Below are 21,161 nucleotides of genomic sequence, written 5' to 3' on the forward strand. Positions count from 1 at the left end.
CATCCACCAGCTCACCGATCTGCCGCAGGACCTGAACCCGGCGCTCATGGCCGAGGCGGTGGTCCGCAATGCGCGCGTGCGCATCGAGGGCACGCGGCATCTCGTGGCGGCGGCGCTCGCGGCCGGTGCGACGCAGATGATTGCGCAAAGCATCGCCTGGGCCTATGCGCCCGGGCGGACGCCGCACACCGAAGACGATCCGCTCGACCTCGGGGCCGAAGGAGGTCGCCGCATCAGCATCGACGGTGTGGTGGCACTGGAGCGCAGCGTGCGCGGTGCCGTCGGCCTCACGGGCACGGTGCTGCGATACGGGCAGCTGTATGGCCCCGGCACGTCGAACGCGGCACCCAAGGGCGCGAGCCCGGTGCATGTCGAGGCTGCCGCCTGGGCCGCGGTGCTGGCGATGCGGCACGCACGCGGCGGCATCTTCAACATCGCGGAAGACAGCGCCGAGGTCAGCAGCGAGAAGGCCCAGCGTGAGCTGGGCTGGCACGCGGCGCTTCGGCGGTCGCAGGAGGTCGTGTCATGAAGGCCGCACGTTGGCATCGCACGCCGTCGATCGGCGCGGGCCTCGCAGGGTTGTCGCTGGTGCTCGCCGCCGGTTGGGCGCTGATGCCGCGCACCGGCCAGCAGGAGGCCGTGCAGTGGTTCGCCGATGTGTGCAGCTCGGTGGCGCGGCCCATGTTCGCGTCGGCACCGGTGCCCGCGGGCTCGGAAGCCACCGCGCGGCCGGCGACGCAGGTCAAGGTGCTGTCGTGCGAGGCGCTGCCGCATGTACCTGGCAAGTCGGTGACGACGGTGCTCGTCGACTTTCCGCCGCTGGCCTATTCGCCCGCGCACCGGCACCCGGGTTCGGTGACCGCGATCATTCTCGAAGGCACCATCCGCTCGCAACTGGGCGGCGGCCCCGTAGGCACCTTCAAGAGTGGTGAGACCTTCTTCGAGCCGCCCAACACCCTGCATGTGTTCGCGGAGAACCCCGACCCGGTGAAGCCCGCGAAGCTCATGGCGGTGTTCGTCACCGACACCAACTGCGGGCCGCTGCTGCTGCCGCCCTGATCGGCCCCGGGTCGCGGTAGGGCTCTGGTGGCTGCGCCGCCGTGCGCGATTAGAGTCCGGCGATGACCCTGACCTATGCCTACCTCGCTGTCGCGATCGTCGTCGAAGTGCTCGCGACCAGCTTTCTCAAGGCCTCGGACAGCTTCACCAGGCTCTGGCCCAGCGTGGCCACGGTGGTGGGTTACGCCGTGTCGTTCTACTTTCTCTCGCTCGCGCTGCGCGTGCTGCCCACCGGCATCGCCTACGCGATCTGGTCGGGCGTGGGCATCGTGCTGATCTCGGTGGTGAGCTGGCTCTGGTTCGGCCAGACGCTCGACGCGCCGGCCATCGTCGGGCTGGGACTGATCATCGCGGGCGTGGTGGTGGTCAACGTGTTCTCGAAGTCAGTGGGGCACTGACCTGGGGGTGACGCTCCGGCGCGCCGCATTGTTTCCGTTTCGGGAACGCCGTGGTTCTTTTTGCCGCGGGTTTTTACCTAGATCTCGCCCCACAATTCATCTCACGGACCGGCCCTCCAACTGATCCGGATGAACAGGCCCCGAGCGAGTTGGCCGCCCTTCCAAAAGAGGGACGGTGACCCACCCAAGACCGGTTCAACCCCTCCAAGTCAAACACTTGAACCACTGAACTGAATTGAAGAAGGAAACCGACATGACCGCCTCCAAGCTCCTCTCCGCCGTTGCTGTTGCCCTGATGGCCGTTGCCGGCGCCGCCCACGCTGAAACCTACGAAGGCGTGCATCGCCTGACCTCGGCCGCCAGCCGCGCCGATGTCGCCGCAGAAGCCGTGGTGGCCGCACGCAGCGCCAACCCCTACGCCACCGGCGCCGATGCAGGCCCCGCCCAGGTGTTCGTCTCGAGCGTGAGCCGCGACGCCGTCCGTGCCCAGGCCGTGGTGGCCGCTCGCAGCGAGAACCCCTACAGCGAAGCCGTGACCTCCCGCGTGGCCCCGGTGCTGGCCAGCAGCCTGGACCGCGCCTCGGTGCGTGCCGAAGCCCGCGCTGCCGCACGCGGTGACGCACTGCCGCTGTAATTGATGGGTATCAGGCGCGCGCACCTTGCCCCATGGCGAGGTGTCAGCAGACCAGCGAAAGAAAAACCGGCCTTGCGAAAGCAAGGGCCGGTTTTTTTACGAACGGGGCGAAGCCGTCGTCAGAAGCAGCGTTCTTCGATCGTGCCCACGCGGTCCGGATAGAAGGCCACGTAGTCCTTGATCGGTGCGACCGAGTCGTAGGGCGACTCGTAGGTCCATACCGCATTCACCGAGCGCTCGCCGCCGGCCGGAATGCTGTAGTAGGCGCACTCGCCCTTGTACGGGCAGTAGGTCGCGTGCGCGGTGCGCTCCAGCAGCGACATGCGCACGTCCTTGCGCGGGAGGTAATGCACCGTGCCGAAATGCGACTCGCGCAATGTCAGCGCCTCGCGCGAGCTGGCAATGACATGGCCTCCCACAGACACCACCACGCGCATCGGATTCGGCGTGATGGTGATCGCATGGTCGGGGCCCGGAATCTTGACGGTGCGTTCTGGCGTGGCGAACATGGACAAGCTCCTTCGGACGAATCGGCGGATGCGCATCTTGCTGCGTTGTCGCGACGATTTGAAGCGTTCCGCGAATCCACCTGCTCCCGGCGTGGTTAAAGGCCGTGGCGTTCGGAAACCAAAGTTTCAGATTCGCCAGTTTTGCGGTGTACCCCGAAGCCCGCGCGCCCCGGCGCGAGGTGTTCGCGCAGCGTGAGCGTCGGAATTTCGTAGTCGCCGCCGTTCTGCGGGCGGAACGGAATCGGGTCGGTGGTCCACAGCGTGTCGAGCCGTTCGCCCAGCTCGCCGGTGATGCGCTCATAGGCTGCGGCATCGACCTTGTCCGTGCGGTGCACCACGAAGGGCGGCAGCACGTCGAAGCCCGGGTAGTAGAGGATGCCGTGGTGAATGGGAAACAGCAGCTCGTCCATCGGCCCGTTGATGCCGCGCGGGGCGTAGTGCGAGGCCCAGCCGCCGGTCGTTACCACCAGCATCGCGCGCTTGCCGGCCAGCGTGCCTTCGCCGAAGCGGTCGCCCCAGTGTGTGTCGGAATGTTCGCCCACGCCGTAGGCGAAGCCATAGGCGTAGATGCGCTCGATCCAGCCCTTGAGGATGGCGGGCATCGAGTACCACCACAGCGGGAACTGCAGGATCACCGCGTCGGCCCACAGCAGCTTCTCCTGTTCGGCGGCGATGTCCGCGGTCTGCGTGCCGCCCTCGAAGGCATGCAGCGAATCGCGCACGGGGTCGAAGGGCGCGGCGGTGTCGCGCGCTGGAAAGTCGTCGGCGTCGAGCGCGGGCTTCCAGCGCATGGCGTACAGGTCGGACACGCGCACGGAGTGGCCGGCGCTCGTGAGGCGTTCGACCATGAAGCGATGGAGCGAGCCGTTCAGCGAGGCGGCTTCGGGATGGGCAAGTACCAGCAGGATGTTCACGGTGTCAGGGAGGTTGAGTGAAGATGTCCTCAGGTTAGGCAGTGGCGCGCTATATTGGAAATGAATAGTTTGAATGCCAGGTATCGCCATGAACAATTTCAGCCGCATCGACCTCAACCTGCTGGTCACGCTCGACACCTTGCTGGCCGAGCGCAACGTGACCCGTGCGGCCGAGCGCCTGAACCTCTCGCAGCCCTCGGTGAGCGTGCAGCTCGCCAAGCTGCGCGAGCTCTTCAACGACCCGCTGCTCGTGCCCGCGCAGCGCGGCATGCGGCCCACCGCGCGCGCCGACGAACTGCGCGAGCCGCTGCGCGAAGCCCTCGCATCGCTGGGCCGCGCGGTGGCGCCCAGCCAGCCTTTCGACCCCGCCCAGGCCACCACCACGTGGCGCGTGGCTGCAGCTGACTACGCCGAGTCGGCCATCCTTCTGCCCGCGCTGGCCGGCCTGCGCGCGGCCGCACCGAACACGCGGCTCGCCGTGGTCGAGGCCGTGCCCACGCGCATGGCGCGCCAGCTCGAGCAGGCGGAGATCGACCTGTTCTTTCACACCAGCGTGGGCGCGCCGCCCGGCCTGCACCGGCGCGTGCTGTTCCACGAGCGCTATGTGCTGGCCGGTCGGGCAGGGCACCCGCGCCTGAAGCGCCGGCCCACGCTCGCGCAGTTCTGTGCGCTGGAGCATGTGGTGGTGTCGCTGGGTGGCGGCGGTTTTGTCGGTCCCACCGACGAGGCGCTCGCGGCGCAGGGCCTCACGCGGCGCGTGGCGCTGTCGGTGCCGCATTTCCTGTTCATGATGTCCGTGCTCGCCAGCACCGACATGGTCGCGATGCTGCCCGAGCGCCTGGCGCGCGGCGCGCCGGGGCTGCGCGTGGTGGAGGCGCCGCTGGAGGTGCCGGGCTACGAGATGGCGATGCTGTGGCACGAGCGGCGGCACCGCGACCCGGGGCATCGGTGGCTGCGGGAGCAAATCGCCCAAAGCTTGTAGATGTCTTCGCAGGCGCGCCTGCCGGCGGGCGGGCAAGCGCTTGGAGCGGCAGGCCCCCGGGGCTTCTGCAGTCGGCCAGACGCCGCCCTTCGCGTGCGTCGGCTTTTCGGAATGACGAAGAGAACTTGCTGCCGCGGGCGTACAGTCGAACCGCAGCCCTGTCGGGGCTCTGCACGAATGGAGGTCGAAGATGGCCCAGCATGCAATTACCGCTGTTCACTTCAAGGACGGAAAGATGGACCTCGTCGCCATTCACCCGGTCGTGGAGAAAGAGTTCGGCTCGACAGAGTTCGCCCTTGGCACGGCACAGCGAATCAGCGTCGGCGAATGCGCCAAGCTCGTTGCTGCCGGCGAGGAGGTATGCCTTGCCCGGCGCACTGAAAGCCATGGCTGGGAAATCGTTTGCGACGTCAGACTCTTGCCGGGCGGAACCGAGCTCACTGGCGTCGACATTGCGGATCGTCCCAACGACGCCTTGCAGCACCTTCCTGCGTGGGACTAGATCACCGGGCGCTTGCGTCGGATGGCCCTTTGAAGGGCCGCTGGCAAGTCGCCGGCGATCGGTTCAACCGGCGACGCTCTTTGTGTGACGGAAGAAGTTCTCGGGGTCGTACTTGCGCTTGAGCGCCGCGAGTTTGTCCAGGTTGGGCCGGCCGTACGCGGCTTCGATGCGGTCCTGGCCCTCTTCCTCCGTCAGGAAGTTGATGTAGGCCCCGCCTGTCGAGCAGGCGCGCGTCGCTTCGAAGCAGTCTCGCGCCCACTTGACGTTGATGTCGTCGTCGCCCGACTGCTCCCAGGAGCCCGCGATGTTCAGCACATAGGCCGCGTCCCGGTTGCCCGCCGGCGAGTGCCCGGCAGGCAGCTCGCCCAGCGCCCCCTGGATCTGGAACAGGAGGATGGCCGAATGGGGCGATTGAATTCGCCCCGCATGCGCCACGGCGATGTCGATGGTCTGCTGATCGATGCCTGGCAGGTAGTGCGACTTCCAGTAGTAGCGCCGTCCCTTGGGCTGCGTGGCATCGAGCAGGCTCTGCATCTGTGTGTAGGGCCGGCGCGTCACGATGTCGGCCACGGGCTTGCCAAGCCCGCGCAGCGGCGCGAGCAGCGCTTCTCCCTCTTCGACCTTGCCGGAGTAGCAGACGAAGATGGCAACGATCGGCTTGCCGTGCACCTCCTTCGGGAGCCAGGGGGCCGGCGGCGCAATCCGCAGAACAGCCACGCTGGTCAGTTCGCGTGGTGCCCCTGCACTGAACTCGCGGTAGGCGTCGAGAACCTGCTTGGCGTCGTCGCCGCTCCATGCGATTGCGCCACCCAGGATTTCGGGGCCGACGGGAAAGAGCCGGTACTCGAAGGAGGTGACGATGCCGAAGTTGCCGCTGCCACCACGCAGCGCCCAGAACAGGTCCTCGTTCTCGTCCGCAGACGCACGCAGGACCTCGCCGCTGGCAGTCACGACCTCCATCGAGACCACGTTGTCGCAGGTCCAGCCGTGGCGGCGCGTGAGGTAGCCGAATCCGCCGCCGACGGTGAGGCCCGCGATCCCGGTGGCAGACACAAAACCGAGCACGGCCGCGAGCCCGTGCAGCTGTGTCTCGCGATCGACGTCGCCCAGCGTGCAGCCCGCTTGCGCGCGCGCCGTGCGGCGCGCCGGGTCGACCCAGACACCTCTGAGCAGCGACATGTCGATCATGAGTCCGCCCTCGCAGACCGCAAGCCCTGCGATGTTGTGGCCGCCACCGCGCACGGAACTCAGAAGCCCGTGCTGACGTGCGAACCGGACGGCCTGCACGACATCGACCGTCCCGGTGCAGCGCGCCACCAGGCCGGGGCGGCGATCGATCATCGCGTTCCAGACCTTGCGCGACTCCTCGTAGGCCGGGTCGTCCGCCGTCAGCACCTGGCCTTTGAACGTGGCCTTGAACGACTGCAGGATCTCCGGCGAAAGGTCCACGGTCCCGCCGTCCATGCGTGTGAGTTGGGTCGTCATGAGTCGTCTCCGTGATGAGTGATGAAGTCGGAGCCAGCTTGCGCGTGACCAGGTGCCGGAACAAGTCCAGAATCTGAAGCGTTGCTGCTCTGGAGACGAGGCGATGGAAAACACCTACGGTCAGTTCTGCACCGTCGCGAGAGGGGCCGAGGTGTTGTGCGAGCGATGGACGCCGCTGGTCGTGCGCGAGTTGCTGTGCGGCAGCAAGCGCTTCAACGACCTGCATCGCGGGGTACCGCGAATGTCCACCAGCCTGCTGGCGCAGCGGCTTCATCGCCTCGAGGAGTTCGGTGTCGTGCGCCGCAACACCGTCGGCAAGGTGTGGGAATACAGCCTTACCGAAGCCGGCGAGCAGCTTCGACCCATCGTCATGGCGCTGGGCCATTGGGGCGCGCAGTGGATCGGCAGCCGCCTGCGCGACGATGAACTGGATGCGGGCTTGCTCATGTGGGATATGCGCCGGTTCGCGTGCATTCCGGAGTTCCCGCCCAGACCCGTGATCATCCACTTCCAGCTGCGCGATGCACGGACGCGCGAGCGCACGTGGTGGCTCGTGGTGGAAGACGGCGTGGCCGATCTGTGCCGCGACGACCCGGGGCGCGAGCTGACGCTCGTGGTGGATGCCTCCGTGCGCGCCTTGACCGAAGTGTGGGTGGGCGACCGCACGCCTCAGCAGGCCTTGCAGTCGCGCGAGATCCGTGTCGATGGGGCGAGGTGCGACGCGCAAGACCTGTGGCGGTGGCTGGGCACCAGCGCATTCGCCTCGACGCGCCGCGCTGCGGGACGGATGCCACCGGGCGGCCAGTCGATGACGCCCTAGCTGCTCACGGCGAGCCGGCTACGCGGGCGCAAGGTCCTCGTGGATGCAAAGGAAGTTGCCTTCGGTGTCCTTGAACCACGCCGCTTTTTCCGAGCCGAGCACGCAGACGTGGTCGACGGTCTTCAGATCGGGAAAGTCGTAGTCCTCGAACACCACGCCCGCGCGCTGCAGCTTCTCGATGCTGGCGGCGATGTCCGGCACCTGGAAGCTGATCGCCGTGTGGTCGGCCTTCGTCCCTTCGGGTTTGGGGAACAGCGCCAGCGTGCTGCCGCCCACCGTGTAGACAAACTTTCCATCGGGCCGCAAACCACCGGCCTTCAGGCCCAGGCAGCCCTCGTAGAAGGCACGCGCGCGGTCCATGTCCTTCACCGGAAGCATGGTCGTGACAGACGAATCGGACAACATGGACAGTCCTTTCGCAGAACTCGGCGCAGCGGGTGCCGCTTGGCGGCGTTGCCTTGGCTGGCCGAGCGGTGGTCAGCTTACGCCTGCGGCGGGGGCGATGCCAGCGCGGTGGGTAACCTGTTCGGTGATGCGTGGTCGTTTCGTCAGGTGTTCATGAAGCAGCGCGTCGTCGCCATCATCCGCACGTTCTTCGTCGTGTTGACCGATGGCGTGTGCAAGAGGCGCAGGTCCATCAGGAAGACGTCGCCTGCGCGCCCGGACATCTCGACGAGGCTCATGCCCAGTGGTTGAAGACTTCGCTCCAGGTCATCGGTCGTCTTCAGGACTTGCCGCAGCGCCGAAGCCGCAGGCCACCCCGGCGTACCGACGCGATGCGATCCGGCCAATGCCAGGGTCGCTCCGCCGCCGGGTGCCACATCGTCGATCAGGAAGAAGGCCTGGATTCCCGGCAGCGGGTCTTGCGGTTTCGTCGTCACGTCGACATGCCAGTTCAAGCCGTTGAAGGTCGAAGCGCCTTGAAGGGGTGGCGACAGCAGGAGCTGCGTGTCCTGGATGGCAGTCGGGGCGCGCCCGCCCAGTTGGGTGACGCAGTCGATCAGCTCCGGCGTCACCAGCGCTTCATGCACGCCGGGCACCTTGGCGAGCGTCGACAGCTTGCCGATCTGCTGGAAGAGCGGGAGTTTTTGCAGTGAGCTCGACAGGCTCTTTCCGCCGGGCAACGCTTTCAGGCGCTTGATCTCATCCAGCAGCTTCTGCCGGATGCCCGCGATCCGTTTCTGCGGATGGAAGCCTTCCAGCCGCACGTAGCCTTTGTCGATGAAGAAGTCGGCGTGAGAGGGTTTCATTGCGTGAAGCTGCTGCGCGGTCCGTCCATGAACATCGCACGGCGTGAAAGCAAGAATACAAGAGCGACCGGACATGGCGGGCATGGCTAACATCGGCCGAAAGCAGATCAAGGAGGACGCGGGATGACGATGGTTGCAGAGAATTTGCGGGTGGCGACGCTATATGAGTTGGGGGCGCCCGTGCCCGAAAGCAGTCGTCACGATGCCGCGCGTCGGGTCGGTTGCGCACGAAGCCCGGTGCTTCACTGATTCCCTGCGTTTCCATGCACAAGACCTCCCGGCTGATCTCCCGCACTACGCTGTGCGGAACGCTCCAACGCATCGCCCTTGTGGCCAGTCTCGTGATCAACATGCCCGCACATCCGGCCGAAGCCGAACCCACGCGTGACACGACCTTCGCGCAAGCGCAGATCCGGTTCTTCGATGCCGTGGAGCGCGGTCGCGTCCGCGAGGTCGAGGTTTTTCTTGCGCAGGGTTTCGGTGTCAACGATGTGCAACGCTACGGCTTCAACCTCGGCGACTCTCCGCTGATGAAGGCCGCGCAGCAGGGCAACGCGCAGATGGTGAAGTTCCTGTTGCGTCACCACGCCGATGTGAACTTCCGCAATGCGAACGACGGCGAGACGGCGCTGTTTCGCGCGGCCAAGTTCGCGGGCTCCGGCGGCATCAGCGACACGCACGCCATCGACCATCGCCAGACGCTGGCGCTGCTGTTGAAGGCGGGCGCGAATCCGGACACACCCGATCGCAACGGTGGCCTTCCGCTGTTCTTCGCGCGCACGACCTGGGTCATCCGGGCATTGCTGGCCGCGGGTGCCGACCCCAACGCTGCGACCACGAACCCGCCGCTGATCGAGCATGCGCACGACCCGGCGCGCGTGCGGCTGTTGCTGGCCGCCGGCGCCCGTCCTGATGTGCGCGATGCGCACGGTGTGTCGGCGCTGGCGACTGCAGCAGGGAAGGGCAGCCTGGAAAGCGTTCGGCAACTGCTGGCGGTCATGTCTTCGGACGCGGTGCGTGGCACGGATGCAGACGGGCACAACGCGCTTGATGCGGCGGCCGAGGGCGGCGATGCGAGGATCGTTCGACTTCTTCTGGCGCAGGGCTTGCCGGCCACCGAGAGCGCTGTGCGTAGCGCTGCAGCGCAGGGGCATCTGCAGGCGGCGCGTCTGCTGCACCGGGCCATGGGCCAGCCGCCGTGGTCATCCCTCGAAGCGGATGCATCGGTCGAGGCGCGGGTCTACTTGCTGATCCTTCAGCAGAAGCCTCACGAGGCCCTGGCCGCCTATCGCGCCTTCGAGACCGTCGCGTGTGGACGCATGACGCCGTTGGCGTCTGCGGTGGATGCCGGCAACGCAGAGGCGGTGCGGGCCTTGCTGGCTTTGGGCGTCGACGTGAACTACCAGACCCCGGCGCCAACGCGCAGCGAACTGGTGCCGCAGCCGCACACATCGTCGGGGTTGCCTCGCCTGATTCATGTGCTGCCGCCTCCTTGCGACGACGCTTCGCCCGCGCCGAGGGCCGGGGTGGCGACTGCGCCGCAGGCCACGCCGCACGTTGGCACGTTGCCGCACGTCACCGGAAGCTTCCTGCCGGCGGCCGGGTTCTGGATGGGCAGCGCCTTGATGCGCGCGGTGGAGCGCGACAACTTCGAGATCGCGCGGCTGCTGATTGCCGCCGGTGCCGATCCGACGCTGCGAAGCAACTACCCACCGCACGCATCGGCGCAGGCGTGGCTGAAAGCACGACCGCCATCGCACGGCGGGTCGCTGGTCGCGTGGAAGAAATTGCTGAAGCGCTGAGCCGACCCTGCACAAGCTGCAAGCCGCATTCTTGAGGAACACGGCCTGCCGCACTGTGGCCCGAAGCAGTCTCTAGTACAGGTAGGCCGCCCCGCGGTTGGCGGCGCTGTTGTCCGCCTGATCGCCACCGATGCCACTCGCCGCGCTGGCTTCTCCCGTCGCTCCCACCGCGATCGTCCGGCCGTCCGCCGTGATGTCGAGCACGTCGCCGAACAAATCGCCGCTCCCGGTATTGGGTGCTTTCAGGTACCGCGCATGGGCGAACTGCGTGCCTGCCAGTCGGTACAGGTGAACAGCGCCGGCCGTCAGGGCCGCACCCTGCGTCGTGTCGGCATCGACGCCCGTTCCACTGCTCGAGTCGCCGCGCGCGGCAATCGCCAGAGAGGTACCGTCCGGCGTGAGCGCCAGGCCGAAGCCACCGAAAGTGCTATTCAGCGTGGGCTGCGGTGCCGGGATCGTCTGGGCGAGGGTGTAGGTGCCCGCCGTGCGCCGGAACACATGGGCGACGCCCGCGCGAATCACGCCGCCGACCGACGTGTTGCGCACGCCGATGACCACCGTGTTGCCGTCGCCCGAGATGGCGGTGGAGGCGCCGAACAGATCGTTGACGGTGGGCACCGGTGCTTTCAGGTAGGCACGTTTGGTCCATGTGCCCGAGCCCGTGTCGTAGCCATAGACGAATGCGGCACCGGCGTTGGATTTGCTGGTGTCGGTTTCATCGGTGAGCGAGCCGCTGTTGTCGTACTGCGCGCCCACCACGATCGTGCTGCCATCGGCCGAGATCTTGGCCTGCACGCCGAACAGCCCACCTTGCTGCGGATGGTCGGGTTCGATGGTCACTTCTCGCGCCCAGGCGCCGCCTGTCTTGCGGTACACGTGAAAGCTTCCGCCACCGCGCGCGCTCATGAATTCTCCGACCACTGCCACCGTGCCGTCCCGGGAGATACCAAGGAATGCGCCGAAGTTGCCGACGACACGAGGCACAGGCGGATCCCACGTGTCGGCCAGCGTCCAGACCGAGGGCGTTTTCGAAAACACCTGTACCTGCCCCTGGTCGCCAAGCGCACCGTCGACCCCGAACATGCCCACCAGCACGGTGCCGTCTTCTGCGATGGCGGGGCGGGGAAAGCTCGCGCGCTCGAAGCTCAGCGATTGCACCCACTGCCATTGGCCCGCGCTGCGCGTGAACAGGTCCACGCTGCTCGCAGCGCCAACCGCCATGACGCTGCCGTCGGGGGACAGGCCAATGCCCTGGCCGAAGGCGCGGGTGTCGGTGGCCGCCGGCTTGAAATAGCCGATGGCCCGGGTGGCATCCGCCGTCACCGGCAGCGACCACGGGCTGCAGCCATTGGCATTGCAGGCCTGCAGGGCATAGCGCCAGTCGGTGGGCGGCTGGGTCAGTGCGAGCTCTTGGAGCGCATAGGTGGTGCTGCCGAGGTTGTTGGCCAGTACCGTGAAGCCGCCAGTCGCGCCCGGGTCTTCGCCCAGTCGGTAGTAGGTGGCGTTGGCGATGGCCGGCCAGCTGAACAGGAATGACTTGGGCGCATAGCCCACGGCCGGCGCGGCCGGAATCGGCGGCGGCTGCAGCGATGGGTCGGGGGTGCAGAGGGCCACCACCGAGGTGACGGCCGCGTTGACCGTGCCGCTGGCGCCGGAGAGCGCGCACAGCAGCCCAGGCGGTTGCGTGTGCACGGTCACGTCGTACGTCGCGCCTTCGGGCACGGCCTGCGCGAACGCGAAGTTGCCATCGGCCGTGAGGCTCAACGCGTCCGCGCCGTTGTTGTGCAGCACCAGCGTGCCGCCCGCCAGACCCGAGAGCGTGCCGCCCACCGTGTGCGTAATGGCTGCGCACGCCACGCGCACGTCGGTGACGTTGGCCGAGGCCGTGCCCTGGCCCGCGCTCACCGCACAGGTCTGGCCCTGCGGTTGCTGGGCGATGCTCACTGCGTAGGGATTGCCGGCCGTCACTGGGTCGGCGAAGCTGAAAGCGCCGTCGGCCTGGAGCGTGAGATCGCCGTTGCCGTTGTTGCGCAGCACCAGGGTGCCGTTCAGGCCCGTGACGCTGCCGCCAATGGTGTAGCTCGCGGCCGGCACCTCGGGCTGCGTGGGCTGTTGAGGTTGTGCAGGCTGTTCAGGTTGCGCCGTCTGTGCAGGCTGCAGAGGCGGCCAAGCGATGCCGCCGCCTCCGTCGCTTCCCCCTCCACCGCATGCCGCCAGCATCAGTGCAGCCATCCACGCTGCATGCCTCGCAGCAAGCCGCTGCATCCCCTTCAGTTGAATCACACGCCCACCTCGTCTCGTTTGGTTACGAGATGCTACGCAGCGAGGCGGGTGCTGGAAATACCAGAAAACTGGTAGACGCCAGAAGGCGCGCGGCTTACAGCTTGGGTGTGTACTTCACCGTGAACAGCACGTTGCGCGGATCGCCATAGTTGTTGTTGCCGTTGGTCTCGTTGTAGGCCGGGATGTAGTAGCGCTTGTCGAAGATGTTGTTGATGTTGACGGCCAGCGCCACCTCCGGCGTCAGCTGGTAGGCCAGGCGCGCGCTCCACACGGCGAAGCCGGGCACCTTGTACGTGCGGTCGTAGCCCAGCGTGTGGCTCTGGATGCTGAAGCCGCCGCCCACGCTGAGCCGGCTCCAGTCGCCGGGCAGCTGGTAGTTGCTCCACACGCGCAGCATGTGCTTGGGCGTCCACTGGCTGAAGACCTGGCCCTTGTTGTCGGGGTCTTCGAGGAACTTGGTGGTGTTGTAGGTGTAGCCGGCAGTGAGCTGCAGCCGCGGCGCGACCTCGCCGCTGACCTCGGCTTCGAAGCCCTGGCTGCGCACCTTGCCCGACGACTTGGAGCAGTACCAGCCGTCGCAGGCAAAGCCGCCGTCGCGGTCGGTCACGGCGCGGTTGGTGTGGTCGTAGCGGAACACGGCCAGTGAGGTGTTCAGGCGGCCGTCCATCAGCTCGCCCTTCAGGCCCACCTCGTAGTTGCTGCCGATGATCGGCTTGAGCCCTTCGCCCGAGACGGTGCGCTCGGTCTGCGGCTCGAACACGTCGGTGTAGCTTGCGTAGGCCGACCATTGCTTGTTGAGCGCAAACACGAGGCCGACATACGGCGTCACTTCGGCCGACGTGCTGACGGTGCTCCTGATGTCTGCGGTCTGGCTCGAATAGAGGTAGTCGTACCAGCTCAGCCGTGCGCCGACGATGGTCGTGAGCGGTTCGGCCAGCTTGGCCCGCCAGCTGCCGTAGATGCCCTTTTGCCGCACGTCGTACTGCGTGTGGCTCTTCGTGCCGCCGGCGGCCAGGATGGTGTCGTAGTTCTGCGCGGGGCGGTTGTGGTCGATGGCGAAGATGTTGCCGCCGCCGCTGAACCGGCGCGCATACCGGTCGGTCGACAAGAACTTCGAGTAGTTGGCGCCAATGGTCACGTCGTGTTCCATCGACAGTGCGTCGAAGCGTCCGCGCAGGTAGACGTCGAAGCCCTGCTTGCGCGAATCGAAGCGGGTGTCCCAGTCGGCGAAGTCCAGGCCGCTGCCGTCGGCCGCCACGTCGCCGTGCATGCGCTGATGCTGCGAGCTGTTCTTTTCGTTCATGCCGAGCGCAGAGAACTTCAGCTTCCACTGGTCGTTGAAGCGGTGCTCGGCGTCGACATACACCGCGGCCTGCTCGACGTCGCTGTGGTTCCACAAGGCGCCGGTGAACACGGAGCGCGGCAGGCCGATGTCGACACCGTCCGGATAGCGCGGAAAACCGCGCAGCATCGGGCGTCCCTTGCCGTGCGAGTGGCTCACGCCGAAGCCGACGGTGGTGTCGGGCGAAATGTCGTAGTCGATGGCGCCATAGAGCGAGCGCGTCTTGCTCCACACGTAGTCGGTGAAAGAGTGGCTGCGGTTCTCGTCGACCACCACGCGACCGCGCAGCGTGCCCTCGGCATTGAGCGGGCCGCCTGCGTCGAGCTGCGCGCCGTAGTGGTCCCACGAGCCCGCCTTGCCGGTGAGCGTGAGCGTCTTCTCGGGCTGGCCGCGCTTGCGCACGAGGTTGATCGCGCCGCCGGGGCTGCCCGTGCCCTGCAGCAGGCCCGAGGCGCCGCGCAGCACTTCCACGCGGTCGAAGAACACGGTGTCTTCGGTGGCCCAGTTGCCGAGCGAATACATGTTGCGCGGCACGGGCACGCCGTCGTACTGCCAGGCGTCGATCTGGAAGCCGCGCGACGTGAGGATCATGCCCGGCCCCACGCCCTTGACGCCCACCACGCCCGTGACGTTGTTGACGGCGTCGCGCAGGTCGACCAAGCCCTGGTCGTCCATGCGCTGGCGCGTGATCACGCTGACCGATTGGGGGATGTCCTTGAGTGCCTGCTCGCCCTTGCCGATGGTCAGTGCGCGCGCCGTGTACGAGCGCGTGCCTTCGGTGGTGGCGCTGCGCTCGGCCTCGGCCGTGACGGTGACCGGTGCGAGCGTCGTGCTGCCGTCCGCGCCGCTATCCGATGGGCCGCCGATGCTCGAGCGACGCAGCGCATACGAGCCGCCCGCGCCACCCGCCGCCTCGAGGCCCGAGCTCGCCAGCAGCCGCGCGAAACCTTCGCCCACAGCGTGCGGGCCCTGCAGGCCGGGCGACCGCTTGCCCTGCGCGAGCGCAGGCGGAATCGTGATGCTCACGCCCGCAGAGGCGGCGAAGCTCGACAGCGCCTCGTCGAGCGGGCCGGGTGCGATGTTGTAGGCCTTGCGTGCTTCGGCCTGCGTGGCGGGTGCATTGGGCACGCCCGGCGTCTGCGCGGCGACCGTCCCGGTGGCGGCGCACGCCATGGCGAACAGCGCGCCATGCACTGCGAGCGACAGCGCACGCAACGAGACGGCGTCGGAATCAAGGGGGGACGGTCGGCGACGGGCCATGGGTTTCTCTCTCTCCTGCAAGGGGTGTGAAGTTGCTGTTCCTCAAGGCTTCACACGCGAGGAAAGAAAAGGGGACAGGCCGCGACAGAAAAAATCGCGACGGCCGAAATCGCCGGCACCACCCGATGCCTCAACCGCCCGGCGCGACCACCGTGACCCAGTAGCGCGTGCGAAAGAGCACATCCACCGGCAAGGCCTGCGGCAGACTGTCGAGCACCGGGCCCGTGTCGCGCAGCTGGAAGACGCCCGATACGCGCAGGTCGGCCACGGCCGGATCGCAGCGCAGCACGCCGGGCCGGTAGCGTCCCAGCTCGGCGAGAAAGTCGTGCAGCCGCATGTTCCTGGCGCGCAAGACACCGCGCGACCAATCGTCGGCATCGGCGTCTGCCGCCGTGATCTCGCCGACCGCCTTCGCGGAGAACATGGTCTGCTCGCCGGCACGCACCACCGCGGTCAGGCTGCGCGCACCGTCGGGGCGAACCTCGACCGCGCCGTCGAGCACCGTCACGTGGCTGCGATTGCCTTCATGCTGCCGGACCACGAAGCGCGTGCCCAGCGCACGCAGCCGTCCCTGCGCGGTCTCGACCATGAAGGGGCGATAGCCGGGGTCGGAGGAGGGCACCGCATCGGGCGCCGTCTCGATGAGTATTTCGCCCGCGTGCAGCCGCACCAATCGCTGCGTCGCGCCGTAGGCCACGTCGACGGCGGTCGCGGTGTTGAGCTGGATGCGTGTGCCGTCGGCCAGGCGCAACTCGCGGCGCTCGCCCGTGGCGGTGCGGTGGTCGGCCAGCCATTCGCGCGCCGGCGACGCACGCCACGCCAGCCATCCGGCGGGCGCCGCGGTCAGCAGCACGGCGAGTGCCTTGGCGGCCGCGCGCCGGTCGCTTCGCACCGTGCGGCCCAGCACCGGCATCGACAGCGCGCCCGGCAGCCTGCCGAACTTGCCGCTCACCTGCTCGGCGCGCTGCCAGGCCGCTTCGTGCGCGGGGTCGGCCGCGCGCCAGCGCGTCCATCGCGTGCGATCGGCCGCCGTGGCCTCGCCTGATTGCATCAGGAAGAACCATTGCGCCGCCTGGAGGGCGACCGCCTTGTCGACCACGACCGTCATCGTGCGCTGCACCGTCACGCGACCAGCAGGATGCAGCGGGCCATGGCCTCGGCCATGTAGCGCTTGACCGTGCGCTCGCTCACGCCCAGCTTCGTAGCGATGTCGGCATAGCCCAGCCCTTCGAGCTGCGCCATCAGGAAGGCTTGGCGCACCGGGGGCGCCAGGCCGTCGAGCATCGCGTCGATTTCTTGCAGGGTTTCGAGAATGATCGCCTGCTGCTCGGGCGAGGGCGCCAGCGGCTCGGGCAACGCGCTCAACGCATCGAGGTAGGCTTGCTCCAGCGAACGCCGGCGGTACAGGTTGGCCAGCAGCCGCTTGGCAACCACCGTCAGATAGGCGCGCGGCTCGCGCAATTGCCAGTCGCACTGCTTCTCGGGCGTGTGGTCTGGCGCGGTGAGGATGCGCAGGAAGGTGTCTTGTGCCAGGTCTGCGGCGTCAAAGGCATTGCCGAGCTTCCTGCGCAACCAGCCCTGCAACCACCCGTGGTGCTCGCTATAGAGCGTGTGGATGTGCGGGTGCAGAGCGGGATCGGCGGCCATGACGAACGTAGTGCGGTGGCCAAGCCATCCAAATAAGAATTATTCTCATTGTATGACGACTGTGCACCTATGGCTACGTTCGGGGCTGCTGCACCAGTTGAAGCTCGTTGCCGGCGGGGTCGCGAAATGTGGCGAGGATGCCGCCCCATGACTGCGGCTCGGGGAGGCCGCTGAAGGCGACGCCGAGTGACGAGAGTTCGGTGTACTTCGACTGGATGTCTTCGACGTCGAAAGACAGGCCTGTGAAGCGGCCTACCAGGGCCTGGTCTTCTGCCGGGGCATCTTCTTCGACACGCTCGACCACCAAGCTCATCGGACCTGCGCCGAACACGCAGAAGCCCTGTTCGCGTCCGTCGGCCTTCAGGGGCAGGCCGAGGATCTCTTCATAGAAGCGGGCGGCGAGGGCGAGGTCCTGGACGAAGATGCGGGCGGTGTGAAGCTGCATGGCGTCTCCTGGGTGAGGGTGAGGTGCATGCTAGGCGGGGGCTTTGGCCGGAACAAGAGGCCGTGCTGTTCAGTGAAGGGCGCTCGCAAGGCGCTCGAAGTGGCGCTGGTAGACATTCGCGTAGTTGTTGCCGACCTGGCAGCACGTGATGTCTCGGTAGCTCACCAGGGATGGGCTGCCTGCCCAGTTGCCGGCCCCCGTGAAATGCTCGATTTGCAGCGAATCGCCTTCGATCTGAACAATCCGCCCGATCAAGAACTCGTTGAGTTCGCCAGCCTCGCATTCCACGATCATCAGCGCGTGACGCAAGCTCAGCTGCGCAATCAACGTGCGCCAACTGCGCACGTCGAACTCGAATTCAAAGGGAACCTGCGTTCCCAAGCCTTCCTCGAAGAGCAGCTGCTTCTGAAGGCTGTTGGTGGCCGTCAATTCCACCTGCGTGATGTCCCTGGTTCTGAGTGCCATCAGGCCGTCCAGTCGGAAGTCGTAGACGTACTGAATCAGGACCAGTTCTGACGAGACCGCCAACACGAAGCCTTGGATTTGTGAATCGTCGATGCCTGTCCGGTAGATCGAGACGAGATCACGATCCTCCAAATGCTGTTCGAGCTGCTGCTTCTGGGGTGTCATCGAGGAGCGGTCGGGCCCGTGCTACTTCTTCGCAAGAAACGCGGCCACCAAGGCATTCGCATGCCCGTGACCCATCTGGTGCTGGGTCTTGAGCTGGCTCACAAGCTCCATGTGCTTCAGTGGGCCTGCAGCCTGAAGAATGTCCATCCAATGCGAAATCGGCTGGCCGTAGTTCTTCTCGATGGAGGGGAAGTACGAGGCGGGTCCTTTTACCTTGGCGGTCTCGGTCATGAGCGGCTCTTTCTTAGGTTGAGAGTGCGGTTCGTGCAAGGCCTGAAGGCCGGTTGCTGAAGCGGCATCGACGTGATCGGTGCTGGCCGGATTCTTACCTATCCATGTCGCCAGGCATTGCCATGCGCCACGAGGACAGGCGATGTCACCTTACTGTTGCCAGCTCCTGTTGCTGGCATTGGGCTGGATCAGGTCCCACATGTTCCCGTACAGGTCCTTGAACACAGCCACGATCCCATGTGGCTGTTCCTCAGGAGGGCGAACGAACTCCACGCCCGCCGCCTTGTACTTCTCATAGTCTCGCCACAAGTCGTCCGTGTACAGGAACAGGAACACGCGGCCCCCGGCCTGATCCCCGACGGCGCGTTGCTGTTCTGGCGTTGACGCTTGCGCCAGGAGAAGGCTCGCCCCTGATCCGCCCTGAGGCCTGACCACGACCCATCGCTTTCCTTGCGCAGGCACGGGCGTGTCTTCGATGAGTTCGAAGCCCAGTGTGCCGACGAAGAAGTCGAGCGCCTTGTCGTAGTCGAGGACCACCAGGGAGATGAGGCCGAGTGATTGATGCATGGGTTGCGATCGGAAAAAATCAGCGATGGTAAAGCGATGAATCGCTCATGCGGGCCCTTCGTCCACTTGCAAGCGGCATCGGCGTAAAGAGCCCGAGGTGGACGGTGACGCTCATGCAGCGCAGTCATCCAACGACTGCAAGAGGCTGGAGGAACTACCTCTCACCCCAAAACCCCCGTTTGAAAGGTTCGAAGTTCAAGGCGTCCAGCCGAGACACGCCCAACTCTTGCATTAGCGCGCAGTACACATCGATGACTCGATCCCGAGCGTCCTCCTCCACAGGGCCAAACGGGATGTGGTCCTTTGAGCCCAAGCCGTAGACGAAATCGATCTGCCCTCCCCAACAATCGTAGGTCAGGTAGAGCCATGCGTCGCTCCTTCTCAGGCCGAGTCTCTCTGCCATCGCAAACACGTCTTCCGCGCTTGGTGATTTGCCTAGAAATTCGGGCAACCGGACACCCGTTCCGATAAAGGGTTTCGAAATTTCTCGCCATGCAGCCCCTTCTGGAAGAGCCTCGGGGCACTCGATGCGCCGCACGACAAGAAATCCAGCGAATAGGTAGGTCATGAATTGTTCTCGGCTTCCCATCGCGCCATGCCATAGATAAAAGGGGCCCGATCCGACTGGGATCGCTCCTTGCCGAATTCTGCCCGCGGAAGCAAGCTAGCCAGTCGCAGGCTTGGTACCGACCAAGACAGGCTGATAGAACGCGGCGTCGAGTCGCTTCACACTCTCGAAGCCTGCCTTTCGCATCAGTTCGCAAAGACGGTCGACCGAGACCGCGTAGTACCTGGAGCGCATGACATGGGTCTTCACCAGGCCAGTGGCCAATTCGTCTTCGACGACGAAGAAGGAAAAGTCGTAGTGGTCGCCGTCGAAATCCCAAACCTGGAACAACACGTACCGCTTGCCGTCCTCGACCCGTGCGCCGTAGTGCTTGACCAGGTTCGTCCCACGCTCTTCTTTGTCGTAGTCCCTGACCGTGATGACGCATCCGCCGCCGGGGCGCAAGCACGCGAGGAACTGGCGCAACGCAAGCAACAGGTCTTCGTCGGTCAGCAGGTGAGGGACCGAGTTGTCGCACGAAATGACGAGGTCATATCCAGTGCCGTGGTCCTCGTGGGCCGTGCGCATGTCTCCGACGCTGAAGTCGATCGCCAAACCGCGAAGGTCCGCTTCGCGCCGCGCACGCTCGATTTCCTTGGCCGACAGGTCTGAGCCGACGACAGAGTAGCCCCGCCCGGCAAGCGCAAGCGTCTGGGTGCCGATGCCGCAGGAGACGTCAAGCACCGTGCGATGCCCAGGCCATTCTGATTGGATGACGCTGTCCAGCTGTTCGCCCTGCCGCCGGATGCTGTTGCTCCAGTCGGGGAACAACAGGTGATACAGCGGGGCGAGGTCGTCGTAGAAGTCCATGGGTTGACGTCGGGCTGCGAAGGGAATCGGCAGTTTAAGAGTGGTCGGCTCAGCGAAGGTCTGGTCCTTGGCGAATCGGGCCGGCCGGTGGCAGTCAACGCGCAGCGTTGGAGCAGCCGCGTGGCGCGCTGCAAGCAGCACAGTAGTTTGCGGCGGGCGTTCGAAGCGGTTTCCCGCATTCAGCGCAAGGTGGCCCATAGAGGCTCAGGCGATGGTGGTACAGAGCAAGAGGATTGGTTTCTTTGAAACCACTGATGCGCTCATAAGTTGCTAGCGCTCGCTCGCCAACGTCCGCCTGTGCCTGACGTAAATCAGCCCCTGTTTTCTCGCGATATTCCCTGATCTGCTCCATGAAGCTCGTAGGGAAGACCAGTTGATATTCCTCCTCCGTGAGAATCGGCAGATCGATCTTGCATCGCCAGCAATACATGGTGGTGGCCACTCTTTCTAGCTCCTTTCTATGTGAAACGCGATGGCCTGCGCTGTCGCGCTCATCAACTCTTGCGTACGGCTAGTTGCCGCTAAACGCTTTGCAAGCTCCAATAGATTTCGGTTTCGGGAGTGCACACGAAACCTTCCAGGGTGGGGTGTCGGGCAAGGCGTTCGACGTTAGATCTGGATGAGCAAAAAATCGTTAAGTGGCTGTCCCAATGGACAGTCCAGAGGTTGGCCTTGTCTGGGGTGAACACACTTCCGCTCGTGAGCGCGACCTTGGCGCTTGCTGGTTTTAGATCGTCGATCCAGCAGAGCTTGCGTTCAGTGCAGAACTCGTCACCCACCCAAAGCCATTCCTGCGCGAGCGACTGTATGAACGACAGGACCGGATCCTGAATCAACTCTGGAAAAAGACCTTCAACAGGAGCAAGCAATCTGTGCTGGCTCAGCGAATTCGCTAGTACGTCGGCAAGTTCCTCGTCGGCAAAGTCCTTTCTCAGGCCGCCGATCATTGTCCTCAGTGCCACATCGATTGACGCGATCGAAGGA

The 21,161-nt window shown here is 65.8% G+C and carries 25 protein-coding genes; 8 read left to right on the plus strand and 17 right to left on the minus strand.

The window, feature by feature from the left end:
* The 4 genes from AAG801_RS27565 to AAG801_RS27580 all read left to right on the plus strand — a co-directional run.
* Positions 1-529 (plus strand): dTDP-glucose 4,6-dehydratase (locus AAG801_RS27565; protein WP_341891246.1); only part of this gene is annotated, 529 nt, incomplete at its 5' end.
* Entirely contained in the window at positions 526-1,059 is a 534-nt protein-coding gene (locus tag AAG801_RS27570) for a cupin domain-containing protein (protein WP_341891247.1), read from the plus strand. The genes AAG801_RS27565 and AAG801_RS27570, both read left to right, overlap by 4 nt.
* Before the next feature lie 62 nt (positions 1,060-1,121).
* On the plus strand, positions 1,122-1,457 hold the full coding sequence (locus AAG801_RS27575) for an SMR family transporter (RefSeq protein WP_095947131.1): 336 nt from the start codon (positions 1,122-1,124) through the stop codon (positions 1,455-1,457).
* A gap of 253 nt (positions 1,458-1,710) precedes the next feature.
* Positions 1,711-2,091, plus strand: a complete 381-nt coding sequence (locus AAG801_RS27580; RefSeq protein ID WP_341891248.1) for a helicase SNF2 — start codon at positions 1,711-1,713, stop codon at positions 2,089-2,091.
* Positions 2,092-2,210: 119 nt separating this feature from the next.
* Here AAG801_RS27580 and AAG801_RS27585 read toward each other — a convergent pair whose 3' ends face one another.
* Entirely contained in the window at positions 2,211-2,600 is a 390-nt protein-coding gene (locus AAG801_RS27585) for a DUF427 domain-containing protein (RefSeq protein ID WP_101489957.1), read from the minus strand.
* Positions 2,601-2,695: 95 nt separating this feature from the next.
* Positions 2,696-3,514, minus strand: coding sequence for an NAD(P)H-dependent oxidoreductase (locus AAG801_RS27590; protein WP_341891249.1), 819 nt, complete (start codon positions 3,512-3,514; stop codon positions 2,696-2,698).
* 88 nt (positions 3,515-3,602) lie between these two features.
* Here AAG801_RS27590 and AAG801_RS27595 point away from each other — a divergent pair, with 88 nt between their 5' ends.
* Positions 3,603-4,496 (plus strand): LysR family transcriptional regulator, encoded by an 894-nt coding sequence (locus tag AAG801_RS27595; protein WP_341891250.1) that lies wholly within the window; start codon positions 3,603-3,605, stop codon positions 4,494-4,496.
* 190 nt (positions 4,497-4,686) lie between these two features.
* Positions 4,687-4,998 carry a hypothetical protein gene (locus AAG801_RS27600; RefSeq protein WP_101489960.1) on the plus strand — a complete coding sequence of 104 codons (312 nt, stop codon included), beginning with the start codon at positions 4,687-4,689 and terminating at the stop codon, positions 4,996-4,998.
* A gap of 63 nt (positions 4,999-5,061) precedes the next feature.
* Here the strand turns inward: AAG801_RS27600 and AAG801_RS27605 are convergent, their stop codons facing one another.
* A complete protein-coding gene (locus AAG801_RS27605) occupies positions 5,062-6,483 on the minus strand; it encodes an FAD-binding oxidoreductase (protein WP_341891251.1) in 1,422 nt (473 codons plus the stop codon).
* A 103-nt stretch (positions 6,484-6,586) separates the two neighbouring features.
* Here AAG801_RS27605 and AAG801_RS27610 point away from each other — a divergent pair, with 103 nt between their 5' ends.
* Positions 6,587-7,303 carry a helix-turn-helix domain-containing protein gene (locus tag AAG801_RS27610; protein WP_341891252.1) on the plus strand — a complete coding sequence of 239 codons (717 nt, stop codon included), beginning with the start codon at positions 6,587-6,589 and terminating at the stop codon, positions 7,301-7,303.
* Positions 7,304-7,321: 18 nt separating this feature from the next.
* On the opposite strand, the gene AAG801_RS27615 is transcribed toward AAG801_RS27610, so the two are convergent.
* Together AAG801_RS27615 and AAG801_RS27620 are read right to left on the minus strand one after the other, a co-directional pair.
* Positions 7,322-7,708, minus strand: a complete 387-nt coding sequence (locus AAG801_RS27615; RefSeq protein ID WP_341891253.1) for a VOC family protein — start codon at positions 7,706-7,708, stop codon at positions 7,322-7,324.
* A gap of 143 nt (positions 7,709-7,851) precedes the next feature.
* Positions 7,852-8,553, minus strand: a complete 702-nt coding sequence (locus AAG801_RS27620; protein ID WP_341891254.1) for a phytanoyl-CoA dioxygenase family protein — start codon at positions 8,551-8,553, stop codon at positions 7,852-7,854.
* A gap of 263 nt (positions 8,554-8,816) precedes the next feature.
* Here AAG801_RS27620 and AAG801_RS27625 point away from each other — a divergent pair, with 263 nt between their 5' ends.
* Positions 8,817-10,355: an ankyrin repeat domain-containing protein gene (locus AAG801_RS27625; RefSeq protein ID WP_341891255.1), complete on the plus strand. Its 1,539-nt coding sequence runs from the start codon at positions 8,817-8,819 to the stop codon at positions 10,353-10,355.
* A 72-nt stretch (positions 10,356-10,427) separates the two neighbouring features.
* On the opposite strand, the gene AAG801_RS27630 is transcribed toward AAG801_RS27625, so the two are convergent.
* From AAG801_RS27630 to AAG801_RS27685, 12 genes are all read right to left on the minus strand, one after another.
* On the minus strand, positions 10,428-12,449 hold the full coding sequence (locus tag AAG801_RS27630; RefSeq protein WP_341891256.1) for a hypothetical protein: 2,022 nt from the start codon (positions 12,447-12,449) through the stop codon (positions 10,428-10,430).
* A gap of 283 nt (positions 12,450-12,732) precedes the next feature.
* On the minus strand, positions 12,733-15,240 hold the full coding sequence (locus AAG801_RS27635) for a TonB-dependent siderophore receptor (protein WP_341891257.1): 2,508 nt from the start codon (positions 15,238-15,240) through the stop codon (positions 12,733-12,735).
* Positions 15,241-15,370: 130 nt separating this feature from the next.
* Positions 15,371-16,366, minus strand: coding sequence for a FecR domain-containing protein (locus AAG801_RS27640; protein ID WP_341891258.1), 996 nt, complete (start codon positions 16,364-16,366; stop codon positions 15,371-15,373).
* On the minus strand, positions 16,363-16,887 hold the full coding sequence (locus tag AAG801_RS27645; RefSeq protein WP_341891259.1) for a sigma-70 family RNA polymerase sigma factor: 525 nt from the start codon (positions 16,885-16,887) through the stop codon (positions 16,363-16,365). Before AAG801_RS27645 ends, AAG801_RS27640 begins: the two co-directional genes overlap by 4 nt.
* 73 nt (positions 16,888-16,960) lie before the next feature.
* A complete protein-coding gene (locus AAG801_RS27650) occupies positions 16,961-17,332 on the minus strand; it encodes a VOC family protein (RefSeq protein WP_341891260.1) in 372 nt (123 codons plus the stop codon).
* 69 nt (positions 17,333-17,401) lie between these two features.
* Positions 17,402-17,962: a hypothetical protein gene (locus AAG801_RS27655; RefSeq protein WP_341891261.1), complete on the minus strand. Its 561-nt coding sequence runs from the start codon at positions 17,960-17,962 to the stop codon at positions 17,402-17,404.
* A gap of 21 nt (positions 17,963-17,983) precedes the next feature.
* Positions 17,984-18,193 (minus strand): DUF4287 domain-containing protein, encoded by a 210-nt coding sequence (locus tag AAG801_RS27660; RefSeq protein ID WP_341891262.1) that lies wholly within the window; start codon positions 18,191-18,193, stop codon positions 17,984-17,986.
* Positions 18,194-18,343: 150 nt separating this feature from the next.
* Positions 18,344-18,760, minus strand: a complete 417-nt coding sequence (locus AAG801_RS27665) for a VOC family protein (RefSeq protein WP_341891263.1) — start codon at positions 18,758-18,760, stop codon at positions 18,344-18,346.
* 154 nt (positions 18,761-18,914) lie between these two features.
* Entirely contained in the window at positions 18,915-19,328 is a 414-nt protein-coding gene (locus AAG801_RS27670; RefSeq protein WP_341891264.1) for a hypothetical protein, read from the minus strand.
* A gap of 96 nt (positions 19,329-19,424) precedes the next feature.
* Positions 19,425-20,177 carry a class I SAM-dependent methyltransferase gene (locus AAG801_RS27675; protein WP_341891265.1) on the minus strand — a complete coding sequence of 251 codons (753 nt, stop codon included), beginning with the start codon at positions 20,175-20,177 and terminating at the stop codon, positions 19,425-19,427.
* A 94-nt stretch (positions 20,178-20,271) separates the two neighbouring features.
* Positions 20,272-20,619: a hypothetical protein gene (locus AAG801_RS27680; RefSeq protein ID WP_341891266.1), complete on the minus strand. Its 348-nt coding sequence runs from the start codon at positions 20,617-20,619 to the stop codon at positions 20,272-20,274.
* Between the two features lie 79 nt (positions 20,620-20,698).
* A partial coding sequence (locus tag AAG801_RS27685; RefSeq protein ID WP_341891267.1) for a DUF2711 family protein occupies positions 20,699-21,161 on the minus strand: 463 nt, incomplete at its 5' end.

It is taken from the genome of Variovorax sp. YR752, assembly GCF_943372545.1.